The organism is Kitasatospora sp. NPDC059160, assembly GCF_042755465.1.
GTDB lineage: Bacteria > Actinomycetota > Actinomycetes > Streptomycetales > Streptomycetaceae > Kitasatospora.
In genome coordinates this window covers 31,049-43,620 of record NZ_JBHZCN010000060.1, presented here as the reverse complement: position 1 = coordinate 43,620, position 12,572 = coordinate 31,049, and the positions used below count along the sequence as shown (strand labels likewise).

Annotated in this window: 8 protein-coding genes and 3 pseudogenes; 5 read left to right on the top strand and 6 right to left on the bottom strand. The window is 68.5% G+C overall.

The features are described 5' to 3' along the window. Positions 1–474 precede the first annotated feature (474 nt). From ACFXOZ_RS24810 to ACFXOZ_RS24795, 4 genes and pseudogenes are all read left to right on the top strand, one after another. A pseudogene (locus tag ACFXOZ_RS24810) lies at positions 475–1,134 on the top strand (RNA polymerase sigma factor RpoD/SigA); the annotation flags it as partial. A gap of 303 nt (positions 1,135–1,437) precedes the next feature. Then, positions 1,438–3,345, top strand: a pseudogene (locus ACFXOZ_RS24805) (transcriptional regulator); the annotation flags it as partial. Next, the gene (locus tag ACFXOZ_RS24800) at positions 3,342–4,334 is read left to right on the top strand and encodes a hypothetical protein (protein WP_380592724.1); all 993 of its coding nucleotides are present in this window, start codon (positions 3,342–3,344) and stop codon (positions 4,332–4,334) included. The pseudogene ACFXOZ_RS24805 and the gene ACFXOZ_RS24800, both read left to right, overlap by 4 nt. Next, positions 4,331–5,218 (top strand): DUF6339 family protein, encoded by an 888-nt coding sequence (locus ACFXOZ_RS24795; protein WP_380592722.1) that lies wholly within the window; start codon positions 4,331–4,333, stop codon positions 5,216–5,218. Before ACFXOZ_RS24800 ends, ACFXOZ_RS24795 begins: the two co-directional genes overlap by 4 nt. Here ACFXOZ_RS24795 and ACFXOZ_RS24790 read toward each other — a convergent pair. From ACFXOZ_RS24790 to glnA, 3 genes and pseudogenes are all read right to left on the bottom strand, one after another. Next, positions 5,187–6,497 carry a DNA cytosine methyltransferase gene (locus ACFXOZ_RS24790; RefSeq protein ID WP_380592720.1) on the bottom strand — a complete coding sequence of 437 codons (1,311 nt, stop codon included), beginning with the start codon at positions 6,495–6,497 and terminating at the stop codon, positions 5,187–5,189. The two genes, ACFXOZ_RS24795 and ACFXOZ_RS24790, sit on opposite strands and share 32 nt — an antisense overlap. 192 nt (positions 6,498–6,689) lie before the next feature. Next, positions 6,690–7,112, bottom strand: a pseudogene (locus ACFXOZ_RS24785) (very short patch repair endonuclease); the annotation flags it as partial. An 819-nt stretch (positions 7,113–7,931) separates the two neighbouring features. After that, a complete protein-coding gene (gene glnA / locus ACFXOZ_RS24780; protein ID WP_375892603.1) occupies positions 7,932–9,344 on the bottom strand; it encodes a type I glutamate--ammonia ligase in 1,413 nt (470 codons plus the stop codon). Between the two features lie 329 nt (positions 9,345–9,673). Here glnA and ACFXOZ_RS24775 point away from each other — a divergent pair, with 329 nt between their 5' ends. After that, on the top strand, positions 9,674–10,141 hold the full coding sequence (locus tag ACFXOZ_RS24775) for an RDD family protein (protein WP_375892601.1): 468 nt from the start codon (positions 9,674–9,676) through the stop codon (positions 10,139–10,141). A 177-nt stretch (positions 10,142–10,318) separates the two neighbouring features. Here the strand turns inward: ACFXOZ_RS24775 and ACFXOZ_RS24770 are convergent, their stop codons facing one another. The 3 genes from ACFXOZ_RS24770 to lipA form a co-directional block, all read right to left on the bottom strand. Continuing rightward, entirely contained in the window at positions 10,319–11,008 is a 690-nt protein-coding gene (locus tag ACFXOZ_RS24770) for a DUF4191 domain-containing protein (protein WP_375892599.1), read from the bottom strand. Positions 11,009–11,116: 108 nt separating this feature from the next. Next, complete coding sequence (locus ACFXOZ_RS24765) at positions 11,117–11,323, bottom strand: hypothetical protein (RefSeq protein WP_375892598.1); 207 nt, start codon at positions 11,321–11,323, stop codon at positions 11,117–11,119. A 213-nt stretch (positions 11,324–11,536) separates the two neighbouring features. After that, complete coding sequence (lipA, locus tag ACFXOZ_RS24760; RefSeq protein ID WP_375892596.1) at positions 11,537–12,490, bottom strand: lipoyl synthase; 954 nt, start codon at positions 12,488–12,490, stop codon at positions 11,537–11,539. Positions 12,491–12,572 lie beyond the last annotated feature (82 nt).

Below are 12,572 nucleotides of genomic sequence, written 5' to 3'. Positions count from 1 at the left end.
TTCGAAGCGGAAGGGGTGGACGCCAGGTCCGCGTTGGCACAGGTGGTGAGGGCCGCGCGCCTCGACGAGGAGCAGGCCGTCGACCTGTGGCATTCGGTCCTGAGGAGCCGGGTGGACTCCTCCTCCGACGAGGGGGAGGGCCCCGGGCCCGCCGACCGGTCCGAAGCGGCGTTCGTCGAAGACACGGGGGACGCCGCCTCGTTCGGCCCCGATGACGATGAGGGGATCCCGGACCTCGACCGGCTCCGGGGTACGGTGCGCATCGACGACCTGGAAGCGGCACGTCGCCTGGCCCGGATCGTGCTCCGAGTCGATCGAAGGCGGCCGGCTCCGGACGCGCATCTGTTGAGTGCGGAGGAGGAGGTGGGGCTCACCCTTCTCTTCCGCGACGGCATCGCGGCGGAGGAAGAACTGCCGGAGGGCTATGTCGCTTCTCTCGCACGCGACGGCGAGCCGTATCGGGCCTTCTCCGCGATGGTCGTCCACAACCGCCGGTTGGTCGTGAGTACCGCGCATTCGCTGGGATACCGGGCGGAGCACCCCGACTACGACGATCTCCTGCAGCATGGCTGCATCGGTCTGATGCGGGCCGTGGAGAAGTTCGACATCTCCGTCGGGTGCAAGTTCTCGACCTACGCCACCTGGTGGATCCGCCAGCGCATCACTCGCGCGGTGGCGGACGAAGGGGCGGCCATCCGGCTTCCGGTCCACATAGGGACCGAGATCGACAAACTCCGGCGGAGAGAGCGGGAGTTCCTCGAGCGAGGAACCCGACCGACCGCCCTCGATCTCTCGCTTGCATGTGACCTGCCCCTGGAGAAGGTGACCGAGTACCTGCGACTCGGTCGACGGAGGGTCTTCTCGATGGACCAGCCCGCGGGTGAGGGCGTGACGCTCGGACAGTTGATGGTCGTCGAAACGGCATCGGTCCCGGGGCCGGAGTACGCGCTGCGGTCGCGTTTCCAACGCCAGGAGCTCCTGCAGTGGTTCGAGGACGGCGGACTGGCGGAACGGGATCGCGAGGTGCTGTTCCTGAGATTCGGGTTCGTCGACGGCCGGCAGTGGACCCTGGACGACATCGGCAAACGCTTCGATGTCACACGCGAGCGCATTCGGCAGATCGAGAGCAGGGCGCTGAAGGACCTCGGTGTCCTGCTCGGCCTGCTGCCGGACAACGCCGCTTCCGAGCGGCGTCGGTCGAAGGCGGTCGTGAAGCGGGCCGCTCTCGATCGGGCCGAACGAGGCGGAGCCCCGGGCCGCCGCGGGACGGTCCGCAAAGCGAAGACAACGCAGAGTTCCGAGGAGAGAGGGGGAACGGTGACCTCGAAGGAGACTGTGCCCGGTCCGCAGACGGCCGGATCGGTGGGCGAGCACGGCATGGATGCCACGGATATCAGACGGCCGCCGTCCACGGTTGAGGGTTCTTCGGGTGGCATCGGTGTACCGCCCGTCTGGTACCATCGGCCCGGTCACGAGGACGGTGGGCGGGAGTTCGGCAACGCGGCGGCGTTCGCCTTCGAGGCGGATCTGGAGGTGCTGGCACGCGAAGCCACGCAGAACAGCCTGGACGAGCGCGACCGGCGTAACGACCGTCCGGTCAGGGTCCGCTACACGCTCCACGAGCTGACCGGGGACCACCTGGCCCGATTCCGTGACGCGATCCGTTGGGACCGCCTCAGACCGCACTACGAGGCTGCCGCCGCACAGGACCAGAAGGTCGGGCGCGTCATCAGCACAGGTCTGCGCGAGATGTCCGAGGGGAATCGGCTGGTCCTGCTCCGGATCGACGACTACAACGCGAGCGGCCTGACCGGCGACGACTACGAGGACGGCCGGTTCGCGGCGGTGGTCCGACGTCAGCTCGACAGCCGGAAGGCGGACGCCTCGGCCGGCGGCTCGTACGGCCTCGGGAAGGCGACCCTGTGGGCCACCAGTCGGCTCGGTCTCGTGCTCATGAACTCGACGCTCTCCGAACCGCACGAGGGACACACCGAGCGCCGGTTGATCGGACGGCTCGACCTGCCGTGGCGGGAGGTGGGCGGTGAGAGGTTCGCGGGTCCCGCCTGGTTCGGGCAGCCCGACCCCGAGGCGGAGAACACGAGCGTGGTCCGTTCCTGGTGGGCGGACGAGGAGACGGCCGAACGCCTGCACCTCGCCAGGGAACACGAGGACCCCGGGACGTCCTTCCTGATCGTGGGGGCGCACGACGTGGCCAGCCTCGTCGGTGCCGGAGCGGACGGTGGCGGTGACCCGAGCGAGGACGAGGACAGTCTGGAGCGCATGCACCAGCGTCTGGTCGGTGCGCTGGGACGCAACTTCTGGGCCGCGATGACGGAGGGAGGGGATCGCCCCCCGCTCCTGGAGGCGTCGGTCCGAACGATGTGCAACGGTATGACGCACATCGCGGAGGAGCGGGTCGACCCCCTGCTGCACCAGCCCGCACGTACCCGCGCGCTCCGCGCCTTCCTGGCGGGCACCACGGTGGACCGGCTCACTGCTGCAGGGCAGGTGGCCCTCACCACGGTGCGCCTGAACCTTCCCGGGCGGGAAGGCCTCGCCGGCACCGCGGGCGAGCACCGGGCGGTCTTGCTGGTCACCGATGCCACGGACGCGGACGGCAGGATCAACCAGGTGACCGGGATGCGCGGGAACCGCATGACGGTCAGGACCAGCCGGGTGCCGGGGCTTCCCGTCGGGACCAATCCGTTCCAAGCCGTGCTGCTCGCGGGCCGGGCGGCGGGGGAGGACGCGCCGTTCGCCGTCGAGGCGGAAGAGTTCCTGCGTGCCTCGGAACCACCGGAGCACAACAAGTGGGGTCAGACCGACGAACTGAGAATGCGCTATTCGCCCTCGGCGCACCGTCGGATCGCGGCGATGACCTCGGAGATCAACAAGGCGGTGCAGCAGCTCGTCGCGGTCGCGAGGAAGGACAGGCGTGACGGCACGAGCAGGGTGGGCAGGCGACTGAAGATCTCGGGGAAGCCCGCCGTCAAGGTCAGGGGTACGATCACGCCGCCCAGGCTGGATGATCTGGAAGCCGTCATCGACTCCTCCGGCGCCTGGCAGATCACGGCTGTCGTCAAGGTGTCGCCGGGGGAGGAGGCGTGGGCGATGAGCCCGGTGGCGAAGGTGGAAGTGCGTTCCGGCCCACGGCCGTTGGTTCGGTGGTCTGAGCTGGCCGCCGTCAGCAACTGCGAACTGGTCGACGGCGTGCTGCATTTCGCGCCGGGCGGGGGCCGTCGCGCGGTGTTCCGCGGCGTCACTGACGTGTCAACACATCCGGTACGAGCCGGGCTGGCCGGACTCGTCGTCGAACTTCAGGAGAGCAAGGGGGCCGAGGCATGAAGGCCTACGCCTACCCCCGGTTGACCGGCCCGGTGACGGCCAGGGTCACCGCGGTCCGGCTGCGCGGTCCGGGCGAGAGCCGGGAGCACCTGGAGTCCCGCGGGTGGTCGGTGGTCGAGCAGGTCGTCGCGCTCGGCATGGCGGAACGGGACGACTGGCACACGGCCAGGCTCTCACTCGCAGTGACGGTGCCCGCTCGGGAGATCGAGACGAAGAAGCACTGGTCGGATGTCGCCGTCGTCGCCGTTCTGACGGAGGGGGTCACCAACGCCCGAACGGTGGCCCGGTTGAGGCCCGGCGCCGATGGCGGCAAGGAATGGATCGGGGAGATCGAGCTCGACCGGGACGGCCACGTCGACCGGGCGTCCCTTACCGTGCACGTGGTTGCCACGGTGGGAGGTGTGATGGGCAGGATCATCGGGTCCACCGAGCAGGAGTGGCTCGTCGACGTGACCTCCGATGCGCCACTGAGGGATCGCCAACTGGACGTCACCACCGTGAGCTTCGCCCGAGGCAAGGAGTGGCTGAGGCCCTTCAGGGAGGTTCCCTGGATAGTGGACATCTCCGGACGGATGCCCGCAGTGCGTCTGAACTCCGACTTCGAAGGCTTTGCCGCACTCGTGCAGAGCCCGGGCACGAAGATGGAGACCATGGTGGGCGAGATGCTGCTGGCGCAGATGTGCGCGGAGGTGTGGACGGCGGTGTTCCACACGGCCATCGGAGATCTGGAGATCGAGGAGGACGGGACCCCGCTCTTCCCGCCGGACTGGCGCGGTGCGGTGCTCCGGGAGATGCTTCCGGACATCGTCCCCGGACGATCGGCCGAAGCGGCCCTGCGCGAAGTCCACAACAGACGTGTCGGCGAGGGGAGCTGGACCGATCTGCAGCCGCGAATCCAGTACGCCGCAGCTCGTCGCGCCGATGTTCCCAAGGCCTTGACCACCGCTGTCCGCGATATCGAACGATTCGAGCAGGAGACCCACGCGTGACTTCCCGACCGGAGTACCTGCCGGAGCGGCTCGCTCTGATCTCCGATGCACAGGCCGCCGAGTACCTGACGGCGGGAGTGCTTGAAGGGCGGGACGATGTCCGCTCCATCGCCCTGAGCAAGGTGGCGGAGCCGCTGCCCGGGTATGACGTGCGAGCGGAGTCGTGCCGGGTTCGGAACCTGATCGACGACGCGATGGACATGTTCCGCGCCGAACGGCCGACCGCGGCGGACGCGTGGTTGGCGCCGAGACTCCACGAAACCCTTCGACTGAACCGTAGGGAAGCCGCGGAGAAGGGATTCTGGAACTACCTGGCCCTCGGGGTGGCGCCCGACTACGTCGTGTGGCGTCACCTGCCCGACCCGAAGGCCGACGGGGTACCGCGCGCAGTGGCCCGGGACAGGTTCGTCGGCCCGCACTACAAGCAGGCGTTCGCCAGGCTCTGGTGGACCGCCGAGCTGTTCCGTGACGGCCCGGACTACCGGCCGGTTGTCGCCGCCTGCGGCTATCAGGACATGCTCAACTACGCTGTGCGGCTTGATGTCATCGACCACCGCCCGACCGCACAGGCCCTGGTCCGACTCCTGGAGCGGGGAACGGTGCGGACCGGGCGGGAGGTCAACGCCCTGATGCCGGCGATCAACGCCGCAGCGGCCACCCTGATGTACGACGTCATCGCTCCTGACGTCGATCGTGACGGAGACCCCTTGCGCGAGTGGATCGAGGAAGGGGCCTCGGCCCTTCCGACTCCGCGGAACACCTTGCCGGACGGACCCGACGAGGAACGGGTCCCGGATGAGGCGGTGCAGCAGCTGGTTGCCCGGTTCGAGGACCTGTTCTCCGACGTCTCGGTCAGGGGGCGGGCTTCCGGGGAGTCCGGCTGACCCTGTGGCTGTCCTCGGGGCATCGGCTCCGGTCGCCGCACCCGATGTCACGCAGACGCGCGCTCAGGTCCTCGCTCGCCTCCGGCCAGGTCGTCGAGTCCGCCAACTGTGCGTCCGAGGGCGCAGCGTCGTGCAGCGCGTGGCCGAGCACGTGCATGCCGAGCAGGGGAGGCACGGCGTTTCCGACCTGCTGAGCCCGATCGTTGCCCGACCAGGGGAAGTTGTGCGGGAAGGTCTGGAGCACTCCGGACTCGGCGATCGTGAAACGGTCGAACTTGTTCTCCTCGTAATCCGTTTGTGTCCGGTAGATCTTGTTGCGGGACACCTTTCCGGTGACGGTGAAGGCGGGTTCCGAGGACAATCGCCGACCACGCTTCTTCGGGTTGCCGTTGGAACCGTAGTTGGATACGACGAAGAACTTCGTCCGGCCCTTGGAACGGAACCTGGACATGTCGACAGACGATTCCGGCAGAACGTCAGCGGCATCGAGCGCCTCCGCCATGGAGACCCAGTTGTCTGCGGGACGGGAATCGACCGCGAACGCCTCCGTCTGACCTGCCCTGCCCTTTCCACGACGTACGTCGAAGGTGCGGTGGGTCGTGCCGGGCCGTGAGACGGGACCCGAGCCCACGAGACGCGCGATGAGCACTGCTCGAGTGCGTGTCTGCGGAACTCCGAATTCCTCGGTCTTCAACTCCCAGCAATCCGCCTCGTACTTGACGCCTCCGAGTCGCCCTTCGCCACTGCGCAGAAGTTGGGCGTAGACGTCCCACAGGGGCAGCACAGCAGGCACCTGTTCCAGGACGATGACCCGATACGGGTCACGGTCCTCGGTCTCTATCGCCTTGAGCAGCCAGCGGAGGGGTTCCAACACCAGCGCGGTGCGAGGATCCACGTTCAGGGAGTGGAGATCCTCGTCGATCCGGGCTTCGTCCTCGCCGGAGACGAGTCGGCGGATGAACTCCTTCACCGTGTCGAGCGCTGCCCTTCCGCTGCCACGCCCCGCCACGGAGAAGGACTGGCATGGGGGGCCACCGGCCAACACGTCCACCGACCGGGGGATCTCGTCGAAGCGTGTCTGGCGCATGATGCTGACGTCGGCATGGAACGTCGGCAGGCCGGCCGCATATCGGGTTTCGCAGGCGTTCCGATCCCATTCGATGCCGACGCTCTTGAACCCCAGGAAGTGCGCGGCCACGTCGAGACCGCCGGGACCCGCGAAGAGGTCCAGAATGCGGACTCCGTCGAGAGGGTCGGTCTGTGCTCCTGGGCTGCTCATGGGGCTGAAGTCTATCCGGCCGCCGCGACAACGCCGCCGATGCGTCGATCGGTTGGTCGTGAGCCAGGGGTGCGCTGAGCGTCAGGTGCCCTTGGCCTGTCGAGTCCGCGACACCGGGGCCGCTGCTCCGTGCGGAGTCCCCTCGCCGCTAGGGTGTTGTCCGCGGTCACAGGGCTCCTCATGAGGAGCTGTGCGAGCCGCCTTCTTCTCTTCCACGGCCGCGGCGACCGTGCGCGCGACGGTATCCGGTGACTCGTGCTCCCAGAAGCGCATGACCGTCCAACCCTCGGATATCAGCTGGGCGTTCGTGTCCAGATCCCGTGCGATGTTGCGGTCGAGCTTCTGTCGCCACCAGTCCGCGTTCGCCTTGGGGCTCGTGGCGTGCTCCGGGCAGCCGTGCCAGAAGCATCCGTCGATGAGAATGGCCAACCTGGCTCTCGTGAACGCGATGTCGATCTTGCGTCGGCGCATGCCGGGCACGGGGAAATGAGTGCGATAGCGGTAACCCCAGGCATGGAGGACCTTCCGTACGGCTAGCTCGGCCGCTGTGTCACGGCTGGTCTGGCGACTCATCCGGGCCGATACCTTAGGGCTGGAGGGCAGTACAGCTGGCATACCTCCATTGTCTCGTTCTTATAGGGGTGCATCGGTACCGTGTGCCCGTTTCACCGGGGTACGGCTGGCGTCACTGCGCGATGCTGTCACGGTTGTCCGAGGCCGGTTCTCCGGCAGCGCCTTCCGGCGTGGCCGCCGGTTGTGCTCCTGGGCTGTGTCCCTCGATCGCCGAGATGCCCCATCCCACCGCTGCCGGCACGATCGCGGAGCAGGGCGCCGCGACGGTTCAGTCCAGCGGGCTGGCGTCGGGGGCGAGGGGCTGAGAGTGCGCAGGCCGGTGCCGGTAAGGGTGCCGACGACGATCTTCCGCCACTCGGGATTCGTGTGCGGAGGCCGGTTGCCCGATTGGAGTCGGTTCGCCGGTGGGCTGCGGTGACGGGCAGACCCGGCGAGGCTGTTGTGCGGCGGCTCTGGCGTACGGGTGGGCGGCCTGGAGTGCTTGCTTGCCCTCGGCGATGAGTTGGACTGCTGCCATGCAATGCGGTCGGCCGGGAGACCCAGCCGACCGCAGACACGGACTGTTCGCGCCCTGATCAACCGCGTGATGCGGCGGCTTCTCGGGTTGGCCCGCTAAACGGTAGTCAGGACGACACAAAGGCAACGGCTGCTCATCGTCACGTCGCTGTGGGCCGCGCAGTGGTGGTTCAGGCTACTGAGAGGTCCTGCGTCGAGATCGAACTCAGTGCACACCCATTTCACAGCGCGGGCACCAGAGCGTTCGGCGCGCGTCGGCGACCTGGCGTTTCCGCAGGTCAGAGCGTTGCTGACCTGCGGAAACGATGAGAGATCGAATCACGTTTCCGCAGGTCAGCGGGGGTCCTACAGGTCGTAGTAGAGCTCGAACTCGTGCGGGTGGGGCCGGAGGGCGATCGGGGCGATCTCGTTGGTGCGCTTGAAGTCGATCCAGGTCTCGATCAGGTCCGGGGTGAAGACGTTGCCCGCCAGGAGGTACTCGTGGTCGGCCTCGAGGGCCTCCAGGACGGCGGGGAGGGAGGAGGGCACCTGGGGGACGTTGGCGTGCTCCTCGGGGGCGAGCTCGTAGAGGTCCTTGTCGACGGGCTCCAGCGGCTCGATCTTGTTGCGGATGCCGTCGAGGCCGGCCATCAGCATGGCGGAGAAGGCCAGGTACGGGTTGGAGGACGGGTCCGGGGCGCGGAACTCGATGCGCTTGGCCTTGGCGTTGGAGCCGGTGATCGGGATGCGGATCGCGGCCGAGCGGTTGCGCTGGGAGTAGACCAGGTTGACGGGCGCCTCGAAGCCGGGGACCAGGCGGTGGTAGGAGTTCACCGACGGGTTGGTGAAGGCCAGCAGCGAGGGGGCGTGCCGGAGCAGGCCGCCGATGTAGTAGCGGGCGGTGTCGGAGAGTCCGGCGTAGCCCTGCTCGTCGTAGAAGAGCGGGGAGCCCTCGGTCCACAGCGACTGGTGGACGTGCATGCCCGAGCCGTTGTCGCCGAAGATCGGCTTCGGCATGAAGGTGGCCGTCTTGCCGTTCCGCCAGGCGACGTTCTTGATGATGTACTTGAACAGCATCAGGTCGTCGGCCGCGTGCAGCAGGGTGTTGAACTTGTAGTTGATCTCCGCCTGGCCGGCGGTGCCGACCTCGTGGTGCTGGCGCTCGACCTCCAGGCCGGACTTGGCCAGCTCCAGGGACATCTCGGCACGCAGGTCGGCGAAGTGGTCGACCGGCGGGGTGGGGAAGTAGCCGCCCTTGTACTTGACCTTGTAGCCGCGCACGTCGCCCTCGGCGGCGCCGCTGTTCCAGGCGCCGGCCTCCGAGTCGATGTGGTAGAAGGACGCGTTGGCGCTGGTGTCGAAGCGCACCGAGTCGAAGACGTAGAACTCGGCCTCGGGCCCGAAGAACGCGGTGTCGGCGATGCCGGAGGAGGCGAGGTAGGCCTCGGCCTTCTTGGCGACGTTGCGCGGGTCGCGGCTGTAGGCCTCGCCGGTGACCGGGTCCTGGATGAAGAAGTTGATGTTGAGGTGCTTCTCGACCCGGAAGGGGTCGAGGCGTGCGGTGGCGAGGTCCGGGACCAGGGCCATGTCGGACTCGTGGATGGCCTGGAAGCCGCGGATCGACGAACCGTCGAACATCAGGGTCTCGGACGGATCGAAGGTCGCCGCGGGTACGGAGAAGTGCTGCATGACGCCCGGCAGATCACAGAAGCGGACATCGACGAACTTCACGTCGTTGTCCTGGATGAACTGCTTCACTTCGGCGGCGTTGTTGAACATCCATCCTCCTCGGCTCGCGAATTGGGCTCACCCTAGGAATGGGTCGTTTCCAGCCGGTGACCCGCTCGTTTCCTAGATGTTAACCGCGACCGCCGAATGGGCGGCAAAGGCCTGCGGGACGGGGCAAATCGCCCCGTGGACCTGGGGGTCCTCCGGGAAATGGTCTGGACCACAGGTAAGCCCGGTGAGTGGGATTCACCCGGTCGTGGAGCTGCCCGGTTCGAACCCGGTCCGAGGTCGGCCACGGGGTCGGTTCGGGGCCGGGACCGCGCCCCGCCGGGAGGGGAGCCGGTGCCGGTCCGCGGCGTGAGCCCGGTTAGTGTGGATTCGTGGACACCAGAGAAGCGTTGGGATCGTGGATCGACGGCCCCAAGGCGGCCGCCGAGAAGATGGGCGCCGACTTCGGCTACCGCGGCGAGCGCCTCGGACTGCCCAAGGAGGGCCCCGGCTCGATCGCCGGCCCCGGCCGACGGATCGGCGCCGTGTTCGTGGACGGCTGGCTGGTCTCGCTGGTCTCCTTCGGCCTGCTCGCCAAGGGCGACACGGCCGAGGCCAACCTGTGGACCCTCCCGCTCTTCTTCCTGGTCGCGGTCCTGCTGCTCTCCACCACCGGCACCACCCTCGGCAAGCGGCTGTTCGGCCTCCGGGTGATCCGCCTGGACGGGCGCCGCGCCACCATCCCGCAGGTCCTGCTGCGCACCGTGCTGCTGTGCCTGGTGGTGCCGCCGCTGGTCTGGGACCGCGACACCCGGGGACTGCACGACAAGGCCGTCGGCACCGTCGAGGTCCGGATCTAGCGGAGGTTCGGCGCCGGCGGAGCCCCGGAGCCCGAGAGCCCCGGAGCCCGAGAGCCCCGGACCCCCAGGAAGTCGGCGAGAAGCCGGAAAACAGTCGGAGAGAAGCCGGAAACGTCGAACGGCCCCGCCCCGGAGGTTCCGGGGCGGGGCCGTTCCGCGTTGTCAGCGGAGGGGAGGTCAGCGGGCCTGGCCGCCCTTGGGCATCCGGGCACCCTTGGGCATCGGGCCCTTGGGGATCGGCGCCTTGGAGAGCAGGTCGCCCAGCGCGCGCAGACGGTCGTTGGTCTCGGTGACCTGGGCGGCGGTGATCGCGCGGGGCAGCCGCATCAGGTGGATCTGCAGCTTCTTGAGCGGGATCTCGCCCTCGCCGGTGCCCACCACGATGTCGTGCACCGGGATGTCACCGACCACGCGGGCCATCTTCTTCTTCTCGGAGGCCAGCAGCTGGCGCACCCGGTTGGGGTTGCCCTCGCCGATCAGCGCGATGCCGGCCCGGCCGACGGCGCGATAGACCGCGTCCTGGCTGCGGGTGACCGCGACCGGGGTGGAGTTGGAGCTCCAGCCGCGCCGGATGTTGTTCAGCACCGCAGCTACGGCGCCCGGCTGCCCCTCCATCTGCCCGAACGCGGCGCGTTCGGCCCGGCGCCCGAAGACGATCGCCATGGCCAGGACGGCCACGATGAAGCCCAGGATGCCCAGATAGACGGGGTGGTCGATCGCGAAGCCGATGGCGAGGAACACGCCGAAGGTCAGCAGGCCGACGCCGGCGATGATCAGGCCGATCTTGGTGTCGACCTTCTTGGTCATGGTGTACGCCAGACGGATCTGCTTCAGCCGTCCGGGGTTCTCGGATGTTTCCCTCGCCATAACGCTCATGGTACGTGGCACGGGTACGGGATATCCAAGCCCGGGTACCCGTTCGCCCGAACCGTGACCCGTCCGCCCACACGCCGTCGCGCACAGCGACGGCCGGACTCACCGTCCCGCGGAGCGCGCCCCCGTCGCGCCGCCCACCCCGGCCGCCCCGCCCGGCGGGCCGTCGTGCCGACGGTCCGCCGCGTGCCGACGGTCCTCGCACACCGCCGCCCAGGCGTTGCGCCGCGCGTGCCGCTGGCCGGGGGCCAGCAGGACGCTCTCGGCGAACCGCAGCGCCACCCCCACCGACCGGATCCGCATCCGCATGCCGAACAGCTCCTCTCGTGGCTGAGAAGAATCGAACGCCCACCAGGCGTCCATCGTCCCCACCCCGTGTTACCAGCCCGTGACCAGGCAGTCAAAGCGCGGTGAAACCCGGAAGGGCGGAGCCGAGGCTCCGCCCTTCCGATGGCGCAAACAAATCAAACAGATCAAACAGCTCGAACGGCCCGGGGCCGACGGCGAGGTCGGACCGCGAGGTCAGACCGCGGCCTGCTCGCGCTTCTCCAGCGCCTGCCGGTACAGCCGCCCGGCCCGGTACGAGGAGCGCACCAGCGGGCCCGACATGACGCCGGCGAAGCCCAGCTCCTCGGCCTCCTCCTGGAGCTCGACGAACTCCTGGGGCTTGACCCAGCGCTCCACCGGGTGGTGGCGCAGCGAGGGCCGCAGGTACTGGGTGATGGTGATCAGCTCGCAGCCGGCCCCGACCAGGTCGGCCAGCGCCTGGCTGACCTCCTCACGGGTCTCGCCCATGCCCAGGATCAGGTTGGACTTGGTGACCAGTCCTGCGGCGCGGGCCTGGGTGATGACGTCCAGGGAGCGCTCGTAGCGGAAGGCCGGGCGGATCCGCTTGAAGATGCGCGGCACGGTCTCGACGTTGTGGGCGAGCACCTCGGGGCGGGAGGAGAAGACCTCGGCCAGCTGCTCGGGCACCGCGTTGAAGTCGGGGATGAGCAGCTCGACGCCGGTGCGGCCGGTCGCGCGCTCGGCGGTCATCGCGTGCACCTGGCGGACGGTCTCGGCGTACAGCCAGGCGCCGCCGTCCTCCAGGTCGTCGCGGGCGACGCCGGTGATGGTGGCGTAGTTGAGGTCCATGGTGACGATGGACTCGGCGACCCGGCGCGGCTCGTCGCGGTCGAACTCGGCGGGCTTGCCGGTGTCGATCTGGCAGAAGTCGCAACGGCGGGTGCACTGGTCACCGCCGATGAGGAAGGTCGCCTCGCGGTCCTCCCAGCACTCGAAGATGTTGGGACAGCCGGCCTCCTGGCAGACCGTGTGCAGTCCCTCCTTCTTCACCAGCGACTGGAGGGCGTTGTACTCCGGCCCCATCTTCGCGCGGGTCTTGATCCACTCGGGCTTCCGCTCGATGGGGGTCTCGCTGTTGCGGACCTCCAGGCGGAGCAGCTTCCTGCCGTCGGGCGCGACAGCGGACACGTGCGACTCCTAGAACTAGACGGGGTACCCCCAGGGTACGCCTGTGGTTGTACGGCCTTCGCCGGGCCTGCCGCCCTGCAAT

Excerpts from the sequence above, each read along its gene's own strand:
- ACFXOZ_RS24800 (WP_380592724.1), top strand. The coding sequence starts at position 3,342 with ATGAAGGCCTACGCCTACCCCCGGTTGACCGGCCCGGTGACGGCCAGG.
- ACFXOZ_RS24765 (WP_375892598.1), bottom strand. The coding sequence starts at position 11,323 with ATGCGGATGCGGATCCGGTCGGTGGGGGTGGCGCTGCGGTTCGCCGAG.
- ACFXOZ_RS24790 (WP_380592720.1), bottom strand. The coding sequence starts at position 6,497 with ATGAGCAGCCCAGGAGCACAGACCGACCCTCTCGACGGAGTCCGCATT.
- ACFXOZ_RS24770 (WP_375892599.1), bottom strand. The coding sequence starts at position 11,008 with ATGGCGAGGGAAACATCCGAGAACCCCGGACGGCTGAAGCAGATCCGT.
- glnA (WP_375892603.1), bottom strand. The coding sequence starts at position 9,344 with ATGTTCAACAACGCCGCCGAAGTGAAGCAGTTCATCCAGGACAACGAC.